Annotated in this window: 21 protein-coding genes; 19 read left to right on the top strand and 2 right to left on the bottom strand. The window is 62.8% G+C overall.

What is annotated here, in order from left to right:
* Positions 1-67: 67 nt before the first annotated feature.
* Complete coding sequence (locus PQR08_RS28460) at positions 68-1258, bottom strand: M20 aminoacylase family protein (RefSeq protein WP_238212847.1); 1191 nt, start codon at positions 1256-1258, stop codon at positions 68-70.
* A 160-nt stretch (positions 1259-1418) separates the two neighbouring features.
* On the opposite strand from PQR08_RS28460, the gene PQR08_RS28455 reads away from it, so the two are divergent.
* Complete coding sequence (locus PQR08_RS28455; RefSeq protein ID WP_408163077.1) at positions 1419-3500, top strand: molybdopterin-containing oxidoreductase family protein; 2082 nt, start codon at positions 1419-1421, stop codon at positions 3498-3500.
* Between the two features lie 128 nt (positions 3501-3628).
* Positions 3629-5302, top strand: a complete 1674-nt coding sequence (locus tag PQR08_RS28450) for a long-chain fatty acid--CoA ligase (protein WP_408163076.1) — start codon at positions 3629-3631, stop codon at positions 5300-5302.
* Positions 5303-5459: 157 nt separating this feature from the next.
* Here PQR08_RS28450 and PQR08_RS28445 read toward each other — a convergent pair whose 3' ends face one another.
* On the bottom strand, positions 5460-6635 hold the full coding sequence (locus PQR08_RS28445) for a porin (RefSeq protein ID WP_187606110.1): 1176 nt from the start codon (positions 6633-6635) through the stop codon (positions 5460-5462).
* 556 nt (positions 6636-7191) lie between these two features.
* On the opposite strand from PQR08_RS28445, the gene coq7 reads away from it, so the two are divergent.
* From coq7 to PQR08_RS28360, 17 genes are all read left to right on the top strand, one after another.
* Positions 7192-7848, top strand: a complete 657-nt coding sequence (gene coq7 / locus PQR08_RS28440) for a 2-polyprenyl-3-methyl-6-methoxy-1,4-benzoquinone monooxygenase (RefSeq protein WP_238212843.1) — start codon at positions 7192-7194, stop codon at positions 7846-7848.
* Between the two features lie 390 nt (positions 7849-8238).
* Complete coding sequence (mraZ, locus tag PQR08_RS28435) at positions 8239-8667, top strand: division/cell wall cluster transcriptional repressor MraZ (protein WP_035510172.1); 429 nt, start codon at positions 8239-8241, stop codon at positions 8665-8667.
* A gap of 16 nt (positions 8668-8683) precedes the next feature.
* A complete protein-coding gene (rsmH, locus tag PQR08_RS28430) occupies positions 8684-9634 on the top strand; it encodes a 16S rRNA (cytosine(1402)-N(4))-methyltransferase RsmH (RefSeq protein WP_408163073.1) in 951 nt (316 codons plus the stop codon).
* Complete coding sequence (gene ftsL, locus PQR08_RS28425; protein WP_035510177.1) at positions 9631-9975, top strand: cell division protein FtsL; 345 nt, start codon at positions 9631-9633, stop codon at positions 9973-9975. The genes rsmH and ftsL overlap by 4 nt, the downstream gene beginning before the upstream one ends.
* Entirely contained in the window at positions 9972-11828 is a 1857-nt protein-coding gene (locus tag PQR08_RS28420) for a peptidoglycan D,D-transpeptidase FtsI family protein (protein ID WP_238212841.1), read from the top strand. The genes ftsL and PQR08_RS28420 overlap by 4 nt, the downstream gene beginning before the upstream one ends.
* Positions 11825-13369, top strand: a complete 1545-nt coding sequence (locus tag PQR08_RS28415; RefSeq protein WP_408163071.1) for a UDP-N-acetylmuramoyl-L-alanyl-D-glutamate--2,6-diaminopimelate ligase — start codon at positions 11825-11827, stop codon at positions 13367-13369. Before PQR08_RS28420 ends, PQR08_RS28415 begins: the two co-directional genes overlap by 4 nt.
* Positions 13366-14796, top strand: coding sequence for a UDP-N-acetylmuramoyl-tripeptide--D-alanyl-D-alanine ligase (locus tag PQR08_RS28410; RefSeq protein ID WP_408163070.1), 1431 nt, complete (start codon positions 13366-13368; stop codon positions 14794-14796). Before PQR08_RS28415 ends, PQR08_RS28410 begins: the two co-directional genes overlap by 4 nt.
* Before the next feature lie 23 nt (positions 14797-14819).
* A complete protein-coding gene (gene mraY / locus PQR08_RS28405; RefSeq protein ID WP_187606104.1) occupies positions 14820-15989 on the top strand; it encodes a phospho-N-acetylmuramoyl-pentapeptide-transferase in 1170 nt (389 codons plus the stop codon).
* A 46-nt stretch (positions 15990-16035) separates the two neighbouring features.
* On the top strand, positions 16036-17547 hold the full coding sequence (gene murD / locus PQR08_RS28400) for a UDP-N-acetylmuramoyl-L-alanine--D-glutamate ligase (protein ID WP_408163067.1): 1512 nt from the start codon (positions 16036-16038) through the stop codon (positions 17545-17547).
* Entirely contained in the window at positions 17544-18827 is a 1284-nt protein-coding gene (gene ftsW / locus PQR08_RS28395; protein WP_187606102.1) for a putative lipid II flippase FtsW, read from the top strand. Before murD ends, ftsW begins: the two co-directional genes overlap by 4 nt.
* Entirely contained in the window at positions 18824-19942 is a 1119-nt protein-coding gene (gene murG, locus PQR08_RS28390; RefSeq protein WP_371880566.1) for an undecaprenyldiphospho-muramoylpentapeptide beta-N-acetylglucosaminyltransferase, read from the top strand. Before ftsW ends, murG begins: the two co-directional genes overlap by 4 nt.
* Positions 19943-21343, top strand: coding sequence for a UDP-N-acetylmuramate--L-alanine ligase (gene murC, locus PQR08_RS28385; protein ID WP_187606100.1), 1401 nt, complete (start codon positions 19943-19945; stop codon positions 21341-21343).
* Positions 21344-21368: 25 nt separating this feature from the next.
* Positions 21369-22310 carry a D-alanine--D-alanine ligase gene (locus PQR08_RS28380; protein ID WP_035510201.1) on the top strand — a complete coding sequence of 314 codons (942 nt, stop codon included), beginning with the start codon at positions 21369-21371 and terminating at the stop codon, positions 22308-22310.
* A gap of 34 nt (positions 22311-22344) precedes the next feature.
* Positions 22345-23097 carry a cell division protein FtsQ/DivIB gene (locus PQR08_RS28375; protein WP_035510203.1) on the top strand — a complete coding sequence of 251 codons (753 nt, stop codon included), beginning with the start codon at positions 22345-22347 and terminating at the stop codon, positions 23095-23097.
* 26 nt (positions 23098-23123) lie between these two features.
* Complete coding sequence (gene ftsA, locus PQR08_RS28370) at positions 23124-24356, top strand: cell division protein FtsA (protein WP_008342980.1); 1233 nt, start codon at positions 23124-23126, stop codon at positions 24354-24356.
* A gap of 110 nt (positions 24357-24466) precedes the next feature.
* Positions 24467-25675 carry a cell division protein FtsZ gene (gene ftsZ / locus PQR08_RS28365; protein WP_035510206.1) on the top strand — a complete coding sequence of 403 codons (1209 nt, stop codon included), beginning with the start codon at positions 24467-24469 and terminating at the stop codon, positions 25673-25675.
* A 288-nt stretch (positions 25676-25963) separates the two neighbouring features.
* Positions 25964-26467 carry a peroxiredoxin gene (locus tag PQR08_RS28360; protein WP_408163063.1) on the top strand — a complete coding sequence of 168 codons (504 nt, stop codon included), beginning with the start codon at positions 25964-25966 and terminating at the stop codon, positions 26465-26467.
* Positions 26468-26492 lie beyond the last annotated feature (25 nt).

Genomic DNA, 26492 nt, shown 5'->3' with positions numbered 1-26492 from the left:
GGCGTGGCAAATTTGGCAGCGCGACGCTCCAACGCGAAGAGCGATGGCTATTCGCCGCCGCAGCTCATCAACGAGCCATGAATCGCTCTACCAAACGCACCCAATACGACGATCCGACGGACAGCAGATCATCGTTGAAGTCATAACTGGCGTTGTGCAGCATACATGGGCCAGCGCCATGTCCTCTCTCGCGATGTCCACCATCGCCATTACCCAAGAACGCGTAGCATCCGGGCCTCTCGAGAAGCATGAACGAGAAATCTTCCGCGCCCATCGTCGGTTCAACGGCGTTGTCGACCTTATCTTTTCCTACGACTTCAGCCATGACTTCCGCCGCGAATCTCGTCTCTTCAGCCGCGTTGATCGTCGGTGGATAGTTTCTGTTGAAGTGCAATTCCACCTCGCAATCGTACGCCGCAGCAGTTGCTTCGACGATTTTGCGCATGCGCTCTTCGATCAGATCGAGTGTTGCAACGGTGAAGGTTCGGACAGTACCGCCGAGCCAGGCCTGATCGGGCACCACGTTCGCTGCTTCCCCAGCATGAATCTGGGTGATGGAAAGCACCGCGGTATCGATCGGCTTTTTGTTTCGCGTAATGATGCTCTGAAGTCCGTTCGCAATCTGAACCGCCGTAAAGACCGGATCGCGTCCGTTATGCGGCAAGGCTGCGTGTGAACCAGTTCCGAGAACCGTGATGCGAAACTCGTTGCTAGAGGCCATGATCGGCCCTTCGACCACGCCGAAACTGCCGGCGGCCATGCCGGGCCAGTTGTGAATGCCGAACACGGCATCGACTGGAAATCGCTTGAAGAGACCATCCTCGATCATTGCCTTCGCGCCCGCACCGCCTTCTTCAGCCGGCTGAAAAATGAAAACGACGGTTCCATCGAACTTGCTGTGCTCGGCGAGATGTTTCGCGGCGCCGAGCAGCATCGCGGTGTGACCATCGTGACCGCATGCATGCATGCGGCCCTCGTTCGTCGATCGATGTCCGAACGTATTGAGCTCCTGAATGGGCAACGCATCCATGTCCGCGCGCAGCCCGATCGATGCGCCGCCAGTGCCGCGCTTCAGTACTCCGACGACGCCCGTCTTTCCCAATCCCCGATGCACCTCGATTCCCCAACGTTCGAGGCTCTCGGCCACTAGTTTCGCGGTGCCGACCTCTTCATAACGCAATTCGGGATGGGCATGGATCGTTCGTCGGAGCGTTTTGATTTCGTCGTGTGATGCTTCGATTTCTGGGATCAGATTCATTTGAACCGCTCTCACGTTTGAATTCGGATCGCGCTTATTGAACGCGTTAGTCGCTCCATTCTACGCCGCCACTATTTGCGGCATCGGACGGTCGATCGCATAGCGGCCGTAATAGAATTCCGTCATCTGCCGCCTTTCGTTCTGATTTACCGGACTTCCAATGAACGCTCCAGCCGAGTTCGCCCGAGCCGTATGCCCACACGATTGCCCCGATACCTGCGCGATGCGCGTAACGGTCAGAGACGGCAAAGCAGTCAAAATCAGCGGCGATCCGGATCATCCTCCGACGCAGGGCGTTCTTTGCACGAAGGTCGCCCGATATGCCGAGCGTACACATCACAAAGATCGGCTTCTGACGCCGCTGCGGCGAATCGGTAAGAAGGGCGAGGGCCGCTTTGAGCCGATCACGTGGGATGAGGCACTGCAACTCGCCGCCGAACGCCTGAAGCCGATCGCGCAGCGTGCGCCCGAAGCCATCGTTCCATACAGTTACGCTGGAACGATGGGTCTGGTGCAGGGAGAAAGCATCGCTGCTCGATTTTTCAACGTACTAGGCGCCTCACGACTCGAACGCACCATCTGCGCCGCCGCGGGTGCGGCCGGCCTGCGCTACACGTACGGCGCCAGCCTCGGCATGCACGCAGAGTTCTACGAAGAGAGCGAACTTATCCTGATTTGGGGAGCGAATCCGATCGCGTCGAGCCTGCATTTCTGGACGCGGGCTCAAGAAGCGAAGCGTCGCGGCGCAAAGCTGATCGCGATCGATCCCTACAAGTCGCTCACAGCGGAAAAGTGCCATCAGCACGTCGCGCTGCGCCCGGGCACCGATGCCGCGCTCGCTCTCGGCATGATCGACGTGCTGATCCGCCAGAATTTCATCGACCATGAATATGTAAGCGCGCATACGGTCGGCTTCGAAGAGCTTGCCGCGCGCGCGGCGCAGTATCCGCCTTCGCGGGTTGCACAGATATGCGGCATCGAAGAGAACGTCGTCGTGGAACTCGCTCGCGCTTTCGGATCGACGAAAAAGGCTGCGATCCGGCTCAACTACGGCATGCAGCGCGTGCGCGGTGGCGGCAACGCGGTCCGCGCAATTGCCTGCTTGCCCTCATTGACCGGCGCGTGGCGCGAACGCGCCGGAGGCTTGCTGCTTTCTTCGTCAGGCTGGACGCCGGTCAACGGCAGTGCGCTGGAGCGTCCCGATTTGCTGCCCGGTTGGCCTTCGAAATTGCCCCGTGCGGTCAACATGAATGCGATCGGCGATGCGCTGCTCCATCCTGGTGACGAGAATTTCGGTCCCAAGATCGAAGCGCTGATCGTGTACAACTCGAATCCTGTCGCGGTGGCGCCCGACTCGGCGAAGGTCGAGGCGGGCTTCGCGCGCGAGGATTTGTTCACGATCGTGCTCGAACACTTTCAGACCGATACCGCCGATTACGCCGATCTGATCTTCCCCGCGACGACGCAACTCGAACATCTGGACGTCCACAAGTCGTACGGCCACACCCACGTGATGGCCAATCTTCCGGCGATTCAACCCGTCGGCGAAGCGCGTCCGAATACTGAAATATTCCGTGGCCTCGCGCGCGCGATGGATCTCACCGAACCCGCGCTTTTCGAAGCCGATGAGCAGATCGCGTCGAAGGCTTTCCGCTGGGACGACAGGACGCTCGAAGGCCAGAGCTGGGACAAGCTGAAGGCGTCCGGCTGGCTGAAGCTCGACATCGCCGACGCGCCACTGGCCGACGGCGCGTTCCGCACGCCGTCCGGAAAATGCGAGTTCTACAGCGAACGTCTGAAACTCGAAGGGCTCGATCCTCTGCCGGACTACCTGCCTCCGTACGAATCCGCGGACGGCTCGCCGGAACTGGCGGCTCGTTATCCGCTCGCGATGATCTCTCCGCCCGCCCGCAACTTCCTGAACAGCAGTTTCGTGAACATCGAGAGCCTGCGCGCGGCGGAACGCGAACCTCATCTTGATATTCATCCTGTCGATGCCGAAGCGCGAGGCGTCCTCGATGGCGCGCTGGTGCGCATCTTCAACGATCGCGGCTCGATGCAGGCCCGCGCGCGCGTGACGGACCGCGCGCGCGAAGGCGTCGTCGTCGGGTTGTCGATCTGGTGGAAGAAGTTGTCGCCGGATGGCTGCAACGCGAATCAGGTGACAAGTCAGGCGTTGACCGACCTCGGAGGCTCCGCGACGTTTTACGATTGCCTCGTCGAAGTCGAGCAGTTGGATTGACGTGCATCGGACGAGCAAACTCGAACGGGTCTGGTGTATGGCGTCTAACCCAGTTGTCGGAGGCTTGGCGAAAAGCTACGATCTCGCTTCCGCACGACCATTCTAAAATCATATAAAGGAGACGCCGTATGGAGAAACCCTGGTTGCAGTCTTACCCGGCCGGCGTGCCTGCGTCCATCGATGCCTCCGCGTATCGGTCGGTTTCCGAGTTGCTCGAGGATAGTTTTCGCAAGAATCGCGATCGCCGCGCGTTCGTGTGCATGGGCCAGGCGATTACATACGCCGAGCTCGACGCAATGTCGAGAAAGCTGGCCGCGTGGTTCCAGCAGCGGGGGATGAAGCCCGGCGCACGCGTCGCGCTGATGATGCCGAACGTCCTGCAATATCCCGTCGCGATTGCGGCCGTGCTGCGCGCCGGCTACATCGTCGTCAACGTGAATCCGCTTTACACGCCGCGCGAGCTCGAGCATCAACTCAAGGACAGCGGCGCGGAAGCGATCGTCATTCTGGAGAACTTCGCCGGCACGCTGCAGGCCGTCGTCAAGAACACCGCAATCAAACATGTCGTCGTCGCGTCGATGGGCGATCTCATGGGCTTGAAGGGGCTGTTGGTCAACTTCGTCGTGCGTCGCGTGAAGAAGATGGTGCCCGAGTGGAGCCTGCCCGGAAGCATTCGCTTCAACGATGCGATCGACGAGGGCGGCCGCATCGCGCTCCAGCCTGTCGCCCAGAGCCCTGACGACGTCGCGTTCCTGCAGTACACAGGCGGCACGACGGGCGTCGCAAAGGGCGCGACGCTTACGCATCGCAATATCATCGCGAACACGCTGCAGTCTGAAGTCTGGCTCGATCCGGCCCGCAAGCGCCGCCCCGATATCGGCCAGTTCGTTTGCGTGGTCGCGCTGCCGCTGTATCACATCTTCGCGCTGACGGTGTGCGGGATGTTGACGATCCGGACCGGTGGACTGGGCGTGCTGATTCCGAATCCGCGCGACATCGCCGGGACCATCAAGGAATTGAAGGGCATTCCCATCAACACGTTCCCGGCGGTGAACACGCTCTACAACGCGCTGCTGAATCATCCCGATTTCGGCAAGCTCGATTTCTCCAAACTCATCGCGGCGAACGGCGGCGGCATGGCGGTTCAGGAGGCCGTCGCAAAACGCTGGTTTGCCGCGACCGGTGTGCCGATCATCGAGGGTTACGGCCTGTCCGAGACGTCGCCGTGCGTGACCTGCAATCCGGTGACCGCGACCGAATATACGGGCACGATCGGCTTGCCGCTTCCATCGACGGAAGTCTCCATCCGCGACGATGACAATCGCGAAGTGGCGCTCGGCCAACCCGGTGAAATCTGCATTCGCGGGCCGCAGGTGATGGCGGGCTACTGGAACCGTCCCGACGAAACGGCGAAGGTGATGACGCACGACGGCTTTTTCCGCTCGGGCGACGTGGGCGTGCTGGACGAGCGCGGCTACGTGAAGATCGTCGACCGCAAGAAGGACATGATCCTCGTGTCGGGATTCAACGTGTATCCGAACGAAGTCGAGGATGTCGTCGCCATGTTGCCGGGCGTGTTCGAAGTCGCCGCGGTCGGGGTGAAGGACCAGGCGTCCGGCGAGGCGGTGAAGCTATTCATCGTGCGCAAGGATCTGAGCCTGACGGAAGCCGACGTCATCGCCTTTTGCAAGGAGCGGCTCACCGGCTACAAACGCCCGCGCATGATCGAATTCCGCGACGAGTTGCCGAAGAGCAATGTCGGCAAGATTCTGCGACGCGAATTGCGCGACGGCCGCGCGTAGCGTTCGCATCGTCCGAAGCGAAAAAGCCATCGTGTCGTGAGACGCGATGGCTTTTTTGTTGGGCACGCGCGACGCGTTGATGCGCAATGTCCCGGTCGCGAACGAAAAAAAGGCGCCCGAAGGCGCCTTTCAGAGGATACCGCTTTGTTACGACTTATTAGAACTTGTGACGGATACCGACAACAGCGGCAACCTGGTTCGACGTCGACGACGGCGACAGGCCGTTGATGTTCGCAACCGCGGTGCGGTTCGTCGAGTCCGTGCCGCTCGCGTGCTGGTAGATACCGTCGATGTACACGTCCGTGCGCTTCGACAGGAAGTAGTCGGCGCCGAGCATGCCTTGATGGTACTTGGCATCGGTCAGGCCGTAACCCTTCGTGTAGTCGTATGCCACGCCGAGCAGCAGGGCCGGGGTCAGCTGATACTTGAAGTTGATTTCGGCGTTGTGGAACTTGCCCGAGCCGCCCGTGAAGCCAGCCGGGTTCAGGCCAGCGCCTGCTTCGTTGTTGACGTCCTTGAACTGCGTGTTGCTATACGTTGCGCCGATGGTCGCTGCGCCGAACGTGTAAGCACCGCCAGCCGAGATGACTTGCTGCGTCTTGGCAGATGCGAAGCCCGAGTACACGCGGCTCGTCATGTTCGAAGCCGTAGGCGTCGTGGCTGCGTTGCGGCTCGTCGCGTTGTTGCCGAAGAACGAGTAGTTCGGATCCTTGACGTTCAAGTAGCCCGCGCCCAATTGCAGGGGACCTTGCGAGTAGCCGAGACCAACCGACCAGATCTGGTTGCGGTTGAACTGACCAGCCTGGCCGCCGAGGCTATACAGGCCGCCGAACGTGAAGCCGGCGTAGTTTGCGCTCGTGTACTTGACCGCGTTGTTCACGCGATTCGAGTTGTTCATGTTGTCAAGGTCGCCCGGGTGCGCGCCGAAGTACGACGCCCACTGGCTACCGACTTCGAATGCGCCGGTGTAGTCAACCACGGAGTCGTACTGGCGACCCAGGGTGACCGTGCCGAATTGCGCCGTCGACAGACCGACATAAGCCTGACGGCCGAACATGTCGCCGCCCTGGCCCAGCTGACCGTTGAACACGTTGAAGCCGTTTTCCAACACGAAGATGGCCTTCAGACCGCCACCGAGGTCTTCCGTGCCGCGCAGGCCCCAACGGCTACCTTGCAGGTTGCCGCTGTTCATTGCATACAGCTTCTGGCCGTTGCTGTTGTTGTTGTAGGCGAAGCCTGCGTCGATGATGCCGTACAGCGTCACGCTGCTCTGCGCATGTGCGGCGCCTGCGAATGCGCCCAATGCGGCGAGAGCGAGAAGCGACTTTTTCATTGAATAGATCTCCAGGGAGTGTTTGCGACTTTGTGGCAAGGTCACTGTTCTAGCGCCAGTGTGTTGACGGTCCCTGCCGGGCTTCTAAATTGAAGTTGAGACGTAATGTAACAAAGAGACTTTGGCGGACAAAGGAAAAGGGGGTGATCCGCCGGACTAATGTGACGTTTACGCAACAGCGCTAAAATGTTGGTTTTGCAGGAGTTTTGCGACTCGTGTTTGCCCTAATTACCAAAACTGGTGCTTGCGAAGGGGCGATTTGGGTGCAGTTGCGTGGGCGGAAAGTGCTTCGTCAAAATTTGTCGGCACGCAAAATCGCGATGCATTCGCAACGGTTTCCATGGAAGAACCTGCACGCTCTCCGGACTGCCGCAAGCCCGTTCTGGCAAGCCCGCGCGGCGTCGCGGCCTGTCGATGTGCGCTAGAATCCGCGTTTTCCCTCGCATGCTCGCTCGGCCATTGGTCGCAGCACGAAATCAGTTCCGACGAGCCTGCGACTACGGTTTGCCGCAACGTGCAAATGCCGTGACAACGGACTATGAAGAGAGGTGACAACATGACGCTCGATGAAGTCATCAGCGAGTTCGATCGAGGCTTGCGCTCCATGACCGGTGTAAGTCGCATGTCGCGGCCGATTCCCGAATCGACGATCTCCGGCTCCGACCTGCAAGGCGGAGATCTCTCCGAAGAATCGCAACTCACCGAGAAAGAGCGCGCTCATTCGGCCGGCTTGATGCGTGTGAACCACGTGGGGGAAGTCTGCGCACAGGCGCTGTATCAGGCGCAAAAGCTCGCGACGAATTCGCCCGAGCTCAAGGCGGGCTTCGAGCGAGCGGCTCGCGAGGAAGAAGATCATCTCGCGTGGACGTCGACGCGGCTGAAGGATCTGGAGTCGCGGCCAAGCTTGCTGAACCCGTTGTGGTACGCGGGCGCGCTCGCGATCGGTTTCGTCGCGGGCCGCTTTGGCGATCGTGCGAGTCTCGGCTTCATGGCTGAAACCGAGCGCCAGGTCGAGCAGCATCTCGATGGCCACATGAAGACGCTGCCGGCGAACGATCACGCGTCGCGCGCGATCGTCGAGCAGATGCGTCTCGATGAAAGTGCGCACGCCGCCGCGGCGATCGGCGCGGGTGGAAGCGAAGTGCCGTTTCCGGTTCGCGCGCTGATGCGTGCGGCTTCCAAAGTGATGACCGGCACGGCCTACTACATATAGAGCATTGAACGCCTCGACCGATCGCGCAGCCGGTCGGCCCGAGGCGCATCCCGCTGGAACCCGACAGCAGACCACGAAACGGCCCGAAGAACCGTTACATTTCCCTCATTTCGCCTGCTCATTTCACGTACTACCTTCACATCCCGCACTAGCTCTCTAATTCATAACGGTTTTCTCTTTCACCGTCACTTCAAGCTCCCGCGCTAAGTCCTTGTTCTAGCGAATAAAAAGCACTCGAAAAAAAGTTACGCGTCTTGACCGAGGAAATGCGTTCCTCTAAAGTGGGAGACAGTGTGAGAAAGTGGTCTTTTGTGTGATTCAGAAGCCATTTTCGAGCAAAACTGGGTGGGACGGGCGTCAGGGTGGGCGTCCGAAACGGGGAGAGGGTGAGTGTTCCAAGGGGCGTCGGCGCTGACGCTCGATGCGAAAGGACGGATGTCGGTGCCGTCTCGCTATCGGGAAGCGCTGCAAGGGCAGGCAGAAGGCCGGGTGACGCTCACGAAGAGCCCGGATGGATGCCTGTTGCTCTTTCCTCGCCCGGAGTGGGAAGTCTTTCGCGCCAAGGTCGCCGCGCTTCCAATGGAAGCCATGTGGTGGCGGCGCATCTTTCTCGGTAATGCAATGGATGTCGAACTCGACAGCGCCGGGCGCGTGCTGGTCTCGCCCGAGCTGCGCGCTGCCGCGTCGCTGGAAAAAGAAGTGACCTTGCTCGGCATGGGCGCGCACTTCGAGTTGTGGGATTCGCAGACATACGCGGCGAAGGAAGCAGCGGCGATGGCGCAGGGCATGCCCGACGCGCTGAAGAATTTCACTTTCTGACGCGGCGCTGAAGAACATGGCGAAGTCGGGAAATGAGCTGCAGCACCGGACGGTGTTGCTGAACGAAGCGGTGGATGGGCTGATCACGCGCACGGACGGCATCTATATAGATGGCACGTTCGGGCGCGGCGGTCATAGTCGGGCGATCTTGCAGCAGTTGGGGGAAGCGGGGCAGCTCATCGCCTTCGACAAGGATCCTCTTGCAATCGCCACGGCGCAACAGATTCAAGACTCGCGTTTTTCGATCGTGCACGACAGCTTCGCGGCGTTGCGCGATGCGGCGAGCGAGCGTGGGATCGGGCGGGTGTCGGGCGTGTTGCTGGATCTTGGCGTGTCGTCGCCGCAGGTGGACGACCCGGAGCGCGGCTTCAGCTTCCGCGCAGAAGGTCCGCTCGACATGAGGATGGATCCGACTCGCGGCGAGTCGGCGGCTGAGTGGCTCGCACGGGCCACGGTGCAGGAAATCACGGAGGTCATCAGAGATTATGGGGAAGAACGGTTTGCTTTTCAGATTGCAAAGGCGCTTGTTGCTCGCCGGGCAGAGTCCGACCGTCTTGGGCCTTTCGACAGCACGAGCGAGCTTGCCGAAATCGTGGGTCACGTCGTCAAAACCCGTGAAAAGGGCAAGGACCCGGCAACTCGCACCTTTCAGGCTATACGGATTCACGTCAATCAAGAGCTTGCGGAGCTGCAGGTAGTACTTGAGTCGGCACTGGCATTGTTGGAGCAAGGGGGGCGGCTGGTCGTGATCAGCTTTCATTCACTCGAAGACCGGATCGTCAAGCGGTTCATGCAGGCGCACGCGAACGCGCCGGCGGTGGATCGTCGATTGCCGATCCGTGCGGTCGATCTTCCCAGCCCGCCGCTGCGCGTGGTGGGACGCGTGTTTCCGAGTGATGCCGAAGTCGCCGACAATCCGCGCGCGCGGTCCGCTGTGATGCGTATCGCTGAGCGGATCGCGCCATGAACCGACTCAATATCTTCTTGCTGATCATTGTGCTCGGGTGCGCGCTGTCGGTCGTCAGCTCCACCAATCAGCAGCGGGAGATATTCATCGACCTGCAGCGCGCGCAGTCGCAGGAGCGTCAGCTTCAGCAGGATTACGCGCAATTGCAGTATCAGCAGAGCGCGCTTTCGAAGACGTCGCGCATCGAGCAGTTGGCCACTAACTCACTGAAAATGCAGCCCGTGACGACCGGCCGCACGCAATATCTCACCTACGACACGGCGACCGGCAAGGCCGCCGACGCACCCATGCCGCCGCCGCTGCCGGCGTCGGCGCCGCCTGCCCGCGGAGCCAAGCGATGAAAAAATCCGCGAAGCAGAAAGACATCGCTCATACGCCGAACCCGCTTCTCGCCGTGCGCCTGCCGATGTGGCGCTCGAAGTTCGTCGTGTTCCTGCTCTTCATGGCGTTCGTCGCGCTCGCCGCACGCGCGTTCTGGATTCAGGGTCCGGGCAACGCGTTCTTCAAAAAGCAGGGCGAGAGCCGCTATCAGCGCACGCTCGAAATGCCGGCGACGCGCGGCCAGATCCGCGACCGCAACGGCCTCGTGCTCGCGACGAGCCTGCCGGTGAAGGCCATCTGGGCGATTCCCGAAGCCGTGCCGAACGATCTCGGCGCGGACAAGTTCGCGCAATTGTCCAAACTGCTCGAAATGCCGGAAAAAGAGCTGCGCGCGAAGCTCTCGATGGACAAGACCTTCGTCTACGTGAAGCGCCAGGTGTCGCTCGAAGTCGCGCAGAAAGTCGCCGCGCTCGATATTCCCGGCATTTATTCGCGCGGCGAATACAAGCGCTTCTATCCGGAAGGCGAAATCACCGCGCACCTGATTGGCTTTACTAATATTGAAGACAAGGGCCAGGAAGGCGTCGAACTCGGCGACCAGAACGTCCTCGCCGGCACGCCGGGCATGCGTCGCGTCATCAAGGACCGCATGGGCCACATCGTCGAGGACGTCGACGAGCAGGTCGTGCCGCACAACGGCACGGATGTCGAACTCTCGATCGACAGCAAGATTCAGTACATCGCGTACACGAACCTGAAGGCGGCCGTTGAGAAGTCGAAGGCGAAGGCAGGCGCGGCGATCGTGATCGACGTGAAAACGGGCGAGGTGCTCGCGCTCGTCAACTATCCCACTTACAACCCGAACGACCGCGCGCGCATGACGGGCGAGCAGTTGCGCAACCGCATTCTCACGGACACATTCGAGCCGGGCTCGATCATGAAGCCGTTCACCGTTTCGCTCGCGCTCGATCTGCATCGGGTGACGCCGAATACGCTCGTGGAAACGGGCGGCGGCGTGTTCGTGCTCGACGGTGCGCGTATCACGGACGATTCCGGGTTCGGCACGCTCACGGTCGGCGGCGTGATTCAGAAGTCGAGCAATATCGGCGCGACCAAAATTGCGATGCAATTGCGCCCCGAAGAAATGTGGAACATGTACACGAGCATCGGGCTCGGTCAGGCGCCGAAGGTCGGTTTCCCGGGCGCGGTGACGGGGCGTTTGCGGCCGTGGAAAAGCTGGAGGCGTATCGAGCAGGCGACGATGTCCTACGGTTACGGCTTGTCGGCGTCGCTGTTCCAGCTCGCGCGCGCGTACACGGCGATCGCTAACGACGGCACCATCCTGCCGGTTTCGATTTTCCGCACGCCCGGCGATCAGCCGCCAATCGGTCAGCAGGTTTTCGCGCCCACAACTGCACGACAAGTGCGCGCGATGCTCGAAACCGTGACGGCGAAGGGCGGCACGTCGCCGGATGCGGCTGTGCCCGGTTATCGCGTCGGCGGCAAGTCGGGCACGGCGTACAAGCACGGCGGTCACGGCTACGACCATTCGAAGTACCGCGCATCGTTCGTCGGCATGGGGCCGATGCCGAATCCGCGCATCGTCGTGGCGGTATCGGTCGACGAACCGACGGTCGGCAGCCACTTCGGCGGTCAGGTGTCGGGTCCGGTGTTCTCGGGCATCGTCGGCGATACCTTGCGCGCGCTCAACGTGCCGCCCGACATGCCGGTCAAGCAGATGGTCGTGACGGACGACTCGAACTCCGCCGCACAACCGGCCGCCCAGCAGCCGGCGAACAGAAACAACGCGAACACCGCGAAGAAAGTCGCGGTGTCGAGCAACACGAAGACGCACCCGGGAGTCGTGCGATGAGCGCGCAGGCCCGACAGAGCAAGATGCAAAAGGACGTATCACATGCCGTTCAATGGCTGCGCGCGCACGCGCAGCCCGAGGCGCAACTGCACGCCGACACGCGCTCGCTCAAAAGCGGCGACGTGTTCCTCGCCTATGCGGTCGACGGTGCGGACAACCGCCCGTATCTCGACGCCGCGCTCGCCGCGGGCGCGGCTGCGGCGCTGTATCAGCCGGAGAAGTTCGCGGGCAAGCCCGATGCATCGAAGACGCTTGCCGTGAAGGCGCTGAACGAGCTCGCGGGCCCGATCGCGTCCGCGTGGTACGGCGAGCCGACGGCATCGATGCTGACCGTTGGCGTGACGGGTACGAACGGAAAGACCTCGTGCAGTCAGTGGATCGCCACGGCGTTGACGGCGCTCGGCCGTCCGTGCGCGATCGTCGGAACGCTCGGCATCGGCATGCCGGGCAAGCTCGTGCATAGCGGGTTCACTACGCCCGACGCGCCGCAATTGCAGCGCAATCTCGCGCAACTGAAGGTGCAGGGCGCGGAAGGCGTCGCGATGGAAGTGTCGTCGCACGCGCTGCATCAGGGGCGCGTGAATGGCGTCGATTTCGACATCGCCATTTTCACGAATCTCACGCAGGATCATCTCGACTATCACGTCACCTTCGACGCTTATGAAGCCGCGAAGGCGCGTCTCTTCTCGTGGCCGTCGCTCAAGACGGCGATCGTCAATCGCGACGATGCGGCGGGCCGGCGTCTGATCGAATCGCTGCGCGGCAACGTGCGCACGATTGCCTACGGCGTCGAAATGCCCGCCGATGCCGCGCCGAGCGCCGACGCGATGCTGCTCGCGACGCCAGTCCGCGCGACCGCGACGGGCACCGCGTTTCATCTGTCGTCCGACTGGGGCGAGGCCGATGTCGAAGTGGGCACGCTCGGCACGTTCAACGTGAGCAACCTGCTTTCCGTGCTCGGCGTGCTGCTCGAAGTCGGCGTACCGTTCGCCGCCGCCGTCGCGCGCATCGAGAAGCTCGAATCCGTCAACGGCCGTATGGAGCGTCTCGGCGGACGCGTTCAGAGCGATGAACCGCTCGTCGTGATCGACTACGCGCACACGCCCGATGCACTCGACAAAACGCTCAGCGCGCTGCGCCCGATCGCTCAGGCGCGCGGCGGCGAGCTCGTCTGCATGTTCGGCTGCGGCGGCGATCGCGATGCGACCAAGCGCCCGTTGATGGGCGCGATCGCCGAGCGCCTCGCTGATCAGGTCGTCATCACGAGCGACAACCCGCGCAGCGAAGACCCGCAAGCCATCATCGATCAGATCGCAATCGGCATGACCGATGCCGCCAAGGCACGCCGCATCGAAGACCGCGCGAGCGCGATCCTGCAGGCGATCCGCTCGGCGGCGCGCGAGGATGTCGTCGTGCTCGCGGGAAAAGGACACGAAGCGACGCAGGAAATCATGGGTAAGAAGCGCGCGTTCTCGGATCAGGATCACGCGAGGCTCGCACTTGCCGCACGCGCCACGCAACAGCGCGGAGGTGGCGAATGACGATGTTCACCTTGCGCGAAGCCGCCGCGATGATTCCCGGCGCCGTCCTGAAGAGCGAAGAAAACGTGGCCATCGAGCGCATCGTCACGGACAGTCGCGGTGTTCAGGCCGGAGACCTGTTCGTCGCGGTGCGGGGCGATCGCTTCGATGCGCATGATTTCCTGAATCAGGTAGCGAAGAGCGGCGCGGCTGCGGCGCTCGTGTCACGCGACCCGAGCAACGTCGATGCCTGGCCGCTTCCTGTCATCAAGGTAAAGGACACGCGCGCCGCACTCGGTGCGCTGGCGCACGGCTGGCGCAAGCGCTTCACGATGCCGCTCGTCGCCGTCACGGGCAGCAACGGCAAGACGACAGTCAAGGAGATGATCGCCTCGATCTTCGCGGCTGCGGTCGGCGAGGAATCGCGTCTCGCGACGGCTGGCAACTTCAATAACGACATCGGCTTGCCGCTCACGCTGTTCCGTCTGAATGCGTCGCACAAGCTAGCGGTGGTCGAACTCGGCATGAATCATCCGGGCGAAACGGAAGCGCTCGGCAAGATCGCCGCGCCGGACGTCGCCGTCGTCAACAATGCGCAGCGCGAGCATCAGGAGTTCATGGCGACGGTCGAAGCGGTCGCGCTCGAGCATGCATCGGTGATTCACGCGCTCGGCGAAACAGGTACCGCCGTGTTCCCCGCCGACGATCAATACGCCGTCTTCTGGCGCACGGCCGCGACGGACAACGCAATCATCGACTTCGCGCTGACGGACGACGCGTCGAAAGCAGCCGTCACCGGCACGCTCGAAGGCACGACGGTGCGCATGCAGACGCCGCAAGGCGCGCTCGACGTCGCGTTGAACGTGCTCGGCGAACACAACGCGCGCAATGCGATGGCCGCGACCGCTGCCGCGCTCGCCGCGGGCGTCTGGCTCGATGCGATCAAGCGCGGCCTCGAATCGTTCCAGCCGGTGAAGGGCCGCCTGCAGGTGAAGCGCGCGATCCTCGGCGCGCTCGCGGGCGCGACCGTCATCGACGACACGTACAACTCGAATCCCGATTCGATGCGCGCCGCGATCGACGTGCTCGCATCGCAGGCAGCGCCCCGCGTGCTCGTGATGGGCGACATGGGCGAGGTCGGCGAAGAAGGTCCGGCGTTTCATCGGGAAGTCGGTGCGTATGCAGCCGAGCGCGGCATCGATGCGCTCTTCGCGCTCGGCGCCGCCAGTGTCGATTCGGTGAACGCATTCAACGCGCAAGCATCGAAGCAAACCGCGCAGCATTTCGGTGACGTCACCGCAATGGTCGCAGCGCTCGAACGCGCAGGTTACGGCAACAACGCAACGTATCTCGCCAAAGGCTCGCGCTTTATGAAGATGGAGCGCGTGGTGGACGCCTTGACGATTCCACAACAACCCGCTGCGGGCAATGCGCCCGCGGCACATTGATTCACTGAAAGAGAAGGACCCGTATGCTACTCGCACTCGCGCAATGGCTTCAGAATGACGCCAGCTTCATGCGCGTGTTTACCTACATCACGTTCCGCGCCGTGGGAGCCACGGCGACGGCGCTTTTGATCGGCCTCGTTTGCGGCCCGTGGGTCATCCGCAAGCTGACCTCGCTCAAGGTCGGCCAGGCCGTGCGCAAAGATGGCCCGCAGACGCACCTCGTTAAATCCGGCACGCCGACGATGGGCGGCGTGCTGATTCTCATCGGCATCGCGGTATCGACGCTGCTTTGGGCCGATCTCACGAACCGCTTCGTGTGGATCGTGATGCTCGTCACTTTCGGCTACGGCGTGATCGGCTGGGTGGATGACTATCGCAAGGTCGTGCACAAGGACCCGCGCGGCATGTCATCGCGCGAGAAGTATTTCTGGCAATCGGTGATCGGCATTTTCGCGGCCGTGTATCTCGCGTTCAGCGTCTCGGAGGCGAACAACGCGCGCGTGTTCGATCTCTTCATGGCGTGGGTGAAGAGCGGCCTGTCGATGGGCCTGCCCGCGCGCGCGGACCTGATGCTGCCGTTCCTCAAGTCGATCACCTATCCGCTCGGCGTGTGGGGCTTCATCGCGATGACGTATTTCGTGATCGTCGGTTCGAGCAACGCGGTGAATCTCACCGATGGCCTCGACGGCCTCGTCATCATGCCCGTCGTGCTCGTGGGTGCGTCGCTCGGCGCGTTCGCGTACGTGATGGGCAGCTCGGTCTACTCCAAATATCTGTTGTTCCCGCACATTCCCGGCGCAGGCGAACTTTTGATCTTTTGTTCCGCAATGGGAGGCGCGGGTCTCGCGTTTCTCTGGTACAACACGCACCCCGCGCAAGTCTTCATGGGCGATGTCGGCGCGCTCGCGCTCGGCGGCGCGCTCGGGACGATCGCGGTGATCGTCCGTCAGGAGATCGTGCTCTTCATCATGGGCGGCATTTTCGTCGCGGAAACGCTCTCCGTGATGCTGCAAGTCTTTTGGTTCAAGTTCACGAAGCGCCGCTACGGCGAAGGCCGACGCTTCTTCAAGATGGCGCCGCTGCATCACCACTACGAGTTGTCCGGCTGGACCGAGACGCAAGTGGTCGTGCGCTTCTGGATCATCACGTTGATGCTGTGTCTCTTCGGTTTGTCGACGCTCAAGTTGCGTTGATCTTTTTGCGTTTTCGCGGTTTCAGGTTCTTGGGAAAGGTAAAGCGATGTTTGGCGAGAAGTTTGTCGGTCGGCAAAGTCCGATGGTGCTCGTGCTGGGACTCGGTGAATCCGGTCTGGCGATGGCGCGCTGGTGCGCCAGGCACGGTTGCCGCCTGAAGATCGCCGACACGCGCGAAACGCCGCCGAATCTTTCCGAGCTCGCGATCCACAAGATCGACGCGGATTTCATCGGCGGCGCGTTCACGCCCGCTTTGCTCGATGGCGGCATCGAACTCGTCGCGATCAGTCCGGGGCTTTCGCCGCTCGCGCCCGATCTCGCGCCGTTGATCGCCGCAGCGAACGAACGCGGCATTCCCGTGTGGGGCGAACTCGAACTCTTCGCGCAGGCGCTCGCCGGATTGAGCCTGAACGGTTACGCGCCGAAGGTCATCGCGATCACCGGCACGAACGGCAAGACCACGACCACCGCGCTCACCGGCCTTTTGTGCGAGCGTGCGGGCAAGTCGGTCGCGGTTGCGGGCAACATCAGCCCGTCGATGCTCGACAAGCTGACCGAAGCCATCGATCAAACCGCGCTCCCGGATGTCTGGGTGCTCGAACTGTCGAGCTTCCAGCTGGAAACCTCGCATACCTTCGCTCCGCACGCGGCCGCGGTGCTCAACATCACGCAGGATCATCTCGACTGGCACGGCGGCCTGGACGCGTATGCCGCCGCCAAGGGACGCATCTTCGGTCTGCGCACGACGCGTGTGCTGAACCGTGACGACGCCCGCACGATGGCGCTCGCGAAAAACATCGCGCAGGACCGCGTCGTGACGTTCGGGCTGAACGAGCCGTGTCATGTCGGCGATTATGGTTTGCTGCGCGACAACGGCATGACGTGGCTCGTCATCGGTGTCGATCGAGATGCCGCCGACGAACCCGCGCCGTCGCGCCGCCGCAAGCAGGAATTCAGCGAGCCGAACGTCGTCTCGAAGCGGCTGATGCCGGTCGATGCACTGCGTATCCGCGGTCTTCATAACGCGGCGAACGCGCTTGCGGCGCTCGCGCTCGCGCGTGCGATCGATCTGCCGCTCGCCGCGCTGTTGCACGGCTTGCGCGAGTATCGCGGCGAGCCGCATCGCGTGGAAGTGATCGCTCAGATCGATGGCGTCGATTACGTCGACGACAGCAAGGGCACCAACGTCGGCGCGACGGTTGCAGCGCTCGATGGCCTCGCGCAACGCATCGTGCTGATCGCCGGCGGCGACGGCAAGGGTCAGGACTTTTCGCCGCTCGAAGCGCCTGTCGCACGCTGGGCGCGCGCGGTCATGCTGATCGGTCGCGACGCGCCGCGCATCCGCGAAACGCTCGCGTCTACAGGTGTCGTGCTCGAAGACCACGCGACGCTCGAAGCCGCGACGAACGCCGCCGCGCGCATCGCGGAAGCCGGCGACGCCGTGCTGCTCTCGCCCGCGTGCGCGAGCCTCGACATGTTCAGGAACTACGCACACCGCGCCGATGTGTTTCGCGGCGCGGTCGAAGAAATCGCCGCCGCGCGGGGAGTGATGCTATGAGCTGGTCGGACCGCTTCGGATCGAAACTCACGGGCCAGCGCAACGCTATGCCGGGCGACTCGCTCGCGGGCCGCTCGAATTCCGGCTCCGGCACGCGAGGCGGCATTTCGAGCGCGGTGAACGGCGTGCGCCCCGCGCGCTCGCGCATGCTCGACTACGACTATTCGCTGCTGTGGGTGATGATCTCGCTGCTCGGCCTCGGCATCGTGATGGTGTATTCGGCGTCGATCGCAATGCCGGATTCTCCGAAGTACGCGAGCTATCGGGACTATCACTTCCTCGTGCGCCACCTGGTCTCGATCACGACGGCGCTCGTCGGCGCGATCATCGCGTTCAAGATTCCGATCAAGACCTGGGAGAAGTACGCGCCGAAGCTGTTTCTCTTCGCGCTGGTGCTGCTCGTCATCGTGCTGATTCCGCACGTCGGTAAAGGCGTAAACGGCGCGCGCCGCTGGATTCCGCTCGGCATCACGAACATGCAGCCGTCGGAAATCATGAAGCTCGCGGTGACGATCTACGCCGCGAACTACACCGTGCGCAAGCAGGAATTCATGCACAGCTTCGGCAAGGGCTTTCTGCCGATGGCCGTCGCGGTCGGCGCGGTCGGCGCGTTGCTGCTGCTCGAACCCGACATGGGCGCGTTCATGGTGATCGCCGCCATCGCGATGGGCGTGCTGTTCCTCGGCGGCGTCAACGGCAAGCTGTTCGGCGGACTGGTGGCGACGGCGGTCGGCACGTTCACGCTGCTCGTGTGGGCATCGCCGTGGCGCCGCGAGCGGATCTTCGCTTACCTCGATCCGTGGGACGACCGTTATGCGCAAGGCAAGGCGTACCAGTTGACGCACTCGCTGATCGCGTTCGGACGCGGCGAGTGGCTCGGCGTCGGCCTCGGCGGGAGCGTCGAAAAGCTCAACTATCTTCCGGAAGCGCATACCGACTTCATCCTCGCGGTGATCGGCGAGGAGCTCGGATTCGTCGGCGTGATCTGCGTGATCCTGCTGTTTTACTGGATCGTGCGCCGCGCGTTCGAGATCGGCCGCCAGGCGCTCGCGCTCGATCGCACGTTCGCCGGTCTGATGGCGAAGGGCGTCGGCATCTGGTTCGGCGCGCAGACGTTCATCAACATGGGCGTGAATCTCGGCCTCCTGCCGACCAAAGGTCTCACGCTGCCGCTCGTCAGCTACGGCGGCTCGGGCATTTTGCTGAACTGCGTGGCGCTGGCTGTTTTGCTGCGCGTGGATTACGAGAACCGGGTGCTCATGCGCGGAGGAAAAGTATGACCGCGCAACGCGACCGCACCTTGATGGTGATGGCAGGCGGCACCGGGGGCCACGTGTTCCCGGGGCTCGCGGTCGCGCACTGGATGCAGGCGCACGGCTGGCGCGTGGTGTGGCTCGGCAATGCGAACGGCATGGAAGCGACGCTCGTGCCGAAGCATGGCATTCCGATGGAATACGTGCGCTTCGGCGGCGTGCGGGGCAAAGGCATCAAGACGAAGCTGATGCTGCCGGTGAATCTGCTGCGCGCGTGCTCGCAGAGTCTCGCCGCGCTGCGTCGCGTGAAGCCGGACGTCGTGCTCGGCATGGGCGGCTACATCACGTTTCCGGCGGGCATCATGACGAAGCTCGCGGGCTGCCCGCTCGTGCTGCACGAACAAAATTCGATCGCGGGACTCGCGAACAAGGTGCTCGCGCATCTCGCCAAACGCGTGCTCGTCGCGTTCCCGAATGCTCTGCCGAATGCCGAATGGACCGGCAATCCGATCCGCGCGGAACTAACGAGCGCGTTGCCACCCAAAGTACGCTACGCCGCGCGTTCCGGGCGTCTGAATGTGCTCGTCGTCGGCGGCAGTCTCGGCGCGGCCGCATTGAACGAAACCGTGCCGAAGGCGCTCGCGATGCTCTCTCCGGAAGAGCGTCCGCGCGTCGTTCATCAGGCGGGCGCGAAGCATATCGAAGCACTGGAAGCGAACTACGCGGCGGCAGGTCTCACACGCGGTGAAGACCTGCAACTCGTGCCGTTCATCGAGGACATGGCGCTCGCGTACGCATCGGCGGATCTCGTCATCTGCCGCTCGGGCGCAATGACGGTGTCGGAGATCGCCGCGGTCGGCGTTGCCGCGCTCTTCGTGCCGTTCCCGTTCGCCGTCGACGATCACCAGACGACCAACGGCGCCTTTCTCGCGAAGAACGGCGCGGCTGAATTGATACAACAACGCGATTTGTCGGCGCAGAAGCTCGCCGACTGGCTACGCGCACAGTCGCGCGCATCGCTCGAGCAAATGGCCGAGCGCTCGCGCGCACTCGCGAAACCGGACGCGACCGAGAAGGTCGCGAGCATATGCGCCGACGTGGCCGGCGCGCGTGTGAACGCGCAAGCTCGGGAGGCACATTAAATGAAACATATCGTCAAGCATATTCACTTCGTCGGGATTGGCGGCGCTGGCATGAGCGGCATCGCCGAGGTGCTCCTCAATCTCGGCTATCACGTGAGCGGTTCGGATCTCGCGAACGGCGCCGTGACCGAGCGGCTGCGTGCGCTCGGCGCGCGTGTCGAGATCGGCCATCACGAGCAGAACATCGAAGGCGCCAATGCTGTCGTCGTGTCGACGGCCGTGCGTTCCGACAATCCCGAAGTGCTCGCCGCGCGCCATCGCCGCGTGCCGATCGTGCCGCGCGCCGTGATGCTCGCGGAGCTGATGCGTCTGAAGCAGGGCATCGCGATCGCCGGTACGCACGGCAAGACCACGACGACTTCGCTCGTCGCAAGCGTGCTCGCCGCGGGCGGGCTCGATCCGACCTTCGTGATCGGCGGCCGCCTGAACAGCGCGGGCGCGAACGCGCGTCTCGGCACGGGCGATTTCATCGTCGCGGAAGCGGATGAATCGGACGCATCGTTCCTGAATCTCTTCCCGGTGATCGAAGTCATCACGAACATCGACGCCGATCACATGGACACCTACGGCCACGATTTCGCGCGGCTGAAGCAGGCGTTCATCGAGTTCACGCATCGTCTGCCGTTCTATGGCATAGCGGTGTTGTGCGTCGACGATCCGAACGTGCGCGAGATTCTGCCGTTCGTGTCGAAGCCGATCATTCGCTACGGCCTCGGCGCTGAAGCCGAAGTGCGCGCGGTGAACGTCGAGGCGCGCGATGGCCGCATGCATTTCACGACGCTGCGCGCGGATGCGCCGTCGCTCGACATCGTGCTGAATCTTCCGGGCACGCACAACGTGCAGAACGCGCTCGCGGCCATTGCAATCGCAACTGAACTCGAAGTCGCCGATGCCGATATCCAGCGTGCGCTCGCCGAATTCAACGGCGTGGGCCGGCGCTTCCAGCGTTACGGCGAAGTGAACGCGAGCACCGGCGAAGGCGCGTACACGCTGATCGACGATTACGGTCATCACCCGGTCGAAATGGCTGCGACGATCGCGGCGGCGCGCGGCGCCTTTCCCGATCGCCGTCTCGTTCTCGCGTTCCAGCCGCATCGCTATACGCGTACGCGCGATTGCTTCGAGGATTTCGTGAGAGTGCTGTCCACGGTCGATGCGCTCGTGCTCACCGATGTCTACGCGGCAGGCGAAGCGCCCATCGTCGCGGCGGACGGCCGGGCATTGGCGCGCGCGATTCGCGTCGCGGGCAAGGTGGAGCCGGTGTTCGTCGAAACGATCGACGAAGTGCCCGACGCGGTGACGACGATCGCGCGCAACGGCGATGTGGTGATCACAATGGGCGCGGGTTCCATCGGCGGTGTGTGCGGAAAGCTGGCCAATGTGGCCAACGGCCAGAACTGAAATGACAGACGTAACGAGCAATCAAGTGAATCAAATCGATCCGGCCGTGTTCGGCAAAGTCGCGGTGCTGCTCGGTGGAAATTCCGCCGAACGCGAGGTCTCGCTCAATTCCGGGCGCCTCGTGCTCGAAGGTCTGCGCGACGCAGGCATCGACGCGCATCCCTTCGATCCGGCCCGGCATCCGCTTTCGGATCTGAAGGCGCAAGGCTTCGTGCGCGCGTTCATCGCGCTGCATGGCGGCTACGGCGAGAACGGGCAACTGCAAGGCGCGCTGGATTTCTACGGCATCCGTTATACGGGCAGCGGCGTGCTCGGCTCGGCGCTCGGCATGGACAAGCTGCGCACGAAGCTCGTGTGGCAGCAGACCGGCATTCCGACGCCGCCGTTCGAAACCGTGTTCCGCGGCGAAGACTACGCGGCGCGTGCGCAGGACATCATCGCGAAGCTCGGGCTGCCGCTCTTCGTGAAGCCGGCAAGCGAAGGATCGAGTGTCGCGGTCATCAAGGTGAAGAGCGCGGAAACGCTCGTGCCCGCGCTCGCCGAAGCGGCGAACTTCGACAAGATCGTGATCGTCGAGAAAAGCATCGAAGGCGGCGGCGAGTTCACGTGCTGCATCGCGGGCGATCTCGACTTGCCCGTCATCAAGATCGTTCCGGCGGGCGAGTTCTACGACTATCACGCGAAGTACGTCGCCGACGACACGCAGTACCTGATTCCGTGCGGCCTGACCGAAGCCGAAGAAGCGCGCATGAAGCAACTGACCAAGCGCGCTTTCGAGATTCTCGGCTGCACCGACTGGGGCCGCGCCGACTTCATGCTCGACTCGGACGGCAACCCGTATTTCCTCGAAGTGAACACGGCGCCCGGCATGACCGATCACTCGCTGCCGCCGAAGGCCGCGCGCGCGGTCGGCATCAGCTACAAGGATCTCGTCGTGAAGGTGCTGTCGCTCACGCTGAAGAATTAGGTCGATCACACACAGGACACGAAGAAGCGAAACCATGTGGAACAACGTTCGCCAACTCAACCTCGCCGCCAATGCGCTGCACGTCGTGCTCGTGCTGCTGCTTCTGGGCGCCGCGGGTTACTGGGCGATCCAGCGTCCCGAGTTTCGCCTGCGCGAAATTCAGATCGACGGAGACACCACGCACGTCAGTTCGCCGGTCGTGCGCGCGAGCGTGGTTGGTCATCTGAAGGGCAACTTCTTCACCGTCGATCTCGATGCGGCGCGCGCCGCGTTCGAGCAGGTGCCGTGGGTGCGCCACGCGAGCGTGCGGCGCGTGTGGCCGAACGCGCTCGCGGTGACGCTGGAGGAATACAAGCCGCTCGGCACGTGGGGCAACGATCAACTGGTGAGCGTCGACGGCGATCTCTTCACGGCGAATCAGGGCGAACTCGACGACGATCTGCCGGCGTTCGATGGTCCCGAGGGCACGGCGAAGGAAGTGGTCGCGCGGTATCGCGATTTTCAGAAGTGGTTCGCGCCGCTGGATGCGAAGCCGGAGGAAGTGACGCTCTCGCCGCGTTTCGCGTGGACGGTCAAGCTCTCGAACGGCACGCAGATCGAACTCGGCCGCGAGCGCAATCCGGACACGCTGAATGACCGTTGCAAGCGTTTTGTCGCGTCGTGGACGTCCGTTACGGGACGATGGGGGAAAGACATCGAATATGCGGATTTGCGGTACCCGAACGGCTTCGCCATACGAGCCGCGAACATGCGCTTCATCAACGACACCGATAAGGCCAAGAAGTAAGCAGACATCACAGGCATGAGCACGCTATGAGCAAAGACTACAAAGACCTGCTGGTTTCCCTCGACATCGGAACGTCGAAGGTGGTCGCGATCGTCGCCGAACTGAAGGGCGAAGGCCACTACGAGGTGATCGGACTCGGTCAGAGCGACTCGAAGGGGTTGAAGAAGGGCGTCGTGGTCAACATCGAGGCCACGGTGCAGTCCATCCAGCGCGCGCTGGAGGAGGCCGAACTCATGGCCGATTGCAAGATCACGAACGTCTTCACCGGGATCGCGGGCAGCCATATCCGCAGCTTCAATTCGAGCGGCATGGTCGCGATCAAGGACAAGGAAGTCACGCAGGCGGACGTCGCGCGCGTGATCGAGACGGCCAAGGCGATCAACATCCCGACCGATCAGCAGGTGCTGCACATCCTGACGCAGGAATTCATCATCGACGGCCAGGAAGACGTGCGCGAGCCGATCGGCATGAGCGGCATCCGCCTCGAAGTGAAGGTGCACATCGTGACGGGCGCGGTGAGCGCGGCGCAGAACATCGTGAAGTGCGTGCGCCGCTGCGGGCTCGAAGTGAACGACCTGATCCTGCAACCGCTGGCGTCGTCGCTCGCGGTGCTGACCGAGGACGAAAAGGAACTCGGCGTGGTGCTGGTCGATATCGGCGGCGGCACGACCGACATCGCCATCTTCAGCGAAGGCGCGATCCGTCATACGGCCGTGATTCCGATCGCTGGCGACCAGATCACGAGCGACGTCGCGATGGCGCTGCGCACGCCGACGCCCGACGCGGAAGACATCAAGGTGAGCTACGGCATCGCGAAGCAGGCGCTCGCCGATCCGGACGAAATGATCGAAGTGCCGGGCCTCGGCGAGCGCGGTCCGCGCACGCTGTCGCGTCAGGCGCTGGCGGCGGTCGTGGAGCCGCGCGTCGAAGAGCTGTTCTCGCTGGTGCAGCAGGTCGTGCGCGAGTCGGGCTACGAAGAGCTGCTGTCGAGCGGCGTCGTGCTGACCGGCGGCGCGGCGATGATGCCCGGCATGGTCGAGCTCGGCGAAGACATCTTCCTGAAGCCGGTGCGCATCGGCGTGCCGGAATACGCGGGCGGTCTCGCCGACGTGGTGCGCAATCCGCGCTACTCGACGGCAATGGGCTTGCTCGCCGAAGGACGCTCGCAACGCATGCGCGGCCGCAAGGTCGCAGTGCAAAACGGTTCGATGGGACAAGTCTTCTCGCGGATGAAGGACTGGTTCCTCGGAAACTTTTAAGCAACAGGCAATAAAAAGAATTACGCGCTGGTACCGGCGGCTGGCGCGCGACGAAAGGTTGCCCGATCTTTCATCGAATAACGCCGATCTTCATTCTTGACGGAGGCAACATGGATTTCGAAATGCTGGAAACGGAAACCAACGGAACGATCATCAAGGTCGTGGGCGTTGGTGGTGCTGGCGGCAACGCGGTTCAGCACATGATCAACCGTGGTGTGCAGGGCGTCGACTTCATCGTGATGAACACCGACGCTCAGGCGCTCGCGCGTTCCCGCGCGCCGGCAGTTCTGCAACTCGGCATGACCGGTCTGGGCGCAGGTGCGAAACCGGATAAGGGCAAGGAAGCCGCGGAAGACGCGCGCGAGCGTATCGCCGATGCACTGCGCGGCGCGCACATGGTGTTCATCACCGCGGGCATGGGCGGCGGCACGGGCACGGGCGCCGCGCCGGTGGTCGCGCAGATCGCCAAGGAAATGGGCATTCTGACCGTCGGCGTGGTGAGCAAGCCGTTCGAGTTCGAAGGTGGCCGCCGCATGCGCGTCGCGGAAGCCGGCTCGCAGCAACTGGAGGATCACGTCGACTCGCTGATCGTCGTGCTCAACGACAAGCTGTTCGAGGTGATGGGCGATGACGCCGAGATGGACAAGTGCTTCCAGTGCGCGGACGACGTGCTGAACAACGCAGTGGCCGGGATCGCGGAAATAATCAACGTCGATGGTCTCGTGAACGTCGACTTCGAAGACGTGAAAACGGTGATGGGCGAGCAGGGCAAGGCGATGATGGGCACGGCGACGGTCGCCGGCGTCGATCGCGCGCGACTCGCCGCCGAGCAGGCTGTCGCAAGCCCGCTGCTGGAAGGCGTGGATCTGTCGGGCGCGCGTGGCGTGCTGGTGAACATCACGTCGAGCCGTTCGCTGCGTCTGTCGGAAACGCGTGAAGTGATGAACACCATCAAGAGCTACGCAGCCGATGACGCAACGGTGATCTTCGGCGCCGTGTACGACGACGCAATGGGCGATGCACTGCGCGTGACGGTGGTGGCAACTGGTCTGGGCCGCGCGGCGAAGAAGCAGCAGCAAGCGCCGATGACCCTGCTGCGCACGGGCACCGACAATCAGCCGATCGCGCACGGCCATCAGCCTTCGCACAACACGTACGGCGCGCAGCATGGGCAATCGACGACGGATTACGGTCAGCTCGACACCCCGGCCGTGTGGCGTTCGACGCGCGAAACTGCGGCATCGCACGTGCAGGCGCTGCAGGAAAAGGGCGTCGATACGTATGACATTCCGGCGTTCCTGCGCAAGCAAGCGGACTGAGCAGGCGCACGTTATTTGCTGCCGAGTGAGGTATGACGACGCGGCACACCGCGTGCACGCGCTGAACATGTCGTGCGGATGATGCAGGCTTCGCGTGGGGCGACTGTCCAAGGCCGCGTCCTGGATGCACAATGGACGCCGGGCCGTGGCCAGCCGACCCCCACGATTCTGCCCCTGACGTCGAGGAAGGCAGATTGAAGCCGAAATTGCCGCAATGATGTTCGGCACGGTTGCGGGACGATGCAATCGCGAGGATGTCCGCGAGCACTGATGAGGGAAGGACCGAGCATGATCAAAGTGGGTGATACGTTGCCCGACGTGCGTCTCTTCGAGTTCATCGAGGAGGCCACCGAGGGCTGCGCCGTGGGACCGAATGCGTTCCCGGTGCGCGAGCGGTGCGCCGGCAAGCGCGTGGTGATCTTCGGATTGCCGGGCGCGTTTACGCCGACATGCTCCGCCAGACACGTGCCTGGCTACGTCGAAGCCGCTGCGGATCTGTCCGCCGCGGGAATCGACGAAATCTGGTGCGTTTCCGTCAACGACGCGTTCGTCATGAGCGCGTGGGGACGCGATCTTCAAGCCTCGGGCAAGGTGAAGATGATCGCGGACGGCAGTGCGCGTTTCACTCAGGCACTCGGACTGGATCAGGATTTGTCGGAGCGTGGCATGGGAATTCGTTCCCAGCGCTACGCGATGGTGGTCGGCGACGGCGTGGTCAAGACGTTGTCAGTCGAAGCGCCTGGCAAGTTCGAAGTCAGCGACGCTCAAAGCATCCTGGCGACGTTGCGCTGATTGCAGCGGCGCGGCGTTGCCTTCG

Origin of the sequence: Caballeronia jiangsuensis, from assembly GCF_046030135.1 — a bacterium.
Lineage (GTDB): Bacteria > Pseudomonadota > Gammaproteobacteria > Burkholderiales > Burkholderiaceae > Caballeronia > Caballeronia jiangsuensis.
The sequence above is the reverse complement of the archived record's forward strand: the minus strand, read 5'-3'. Positions and strand labels throughout refer to the sequence as shown.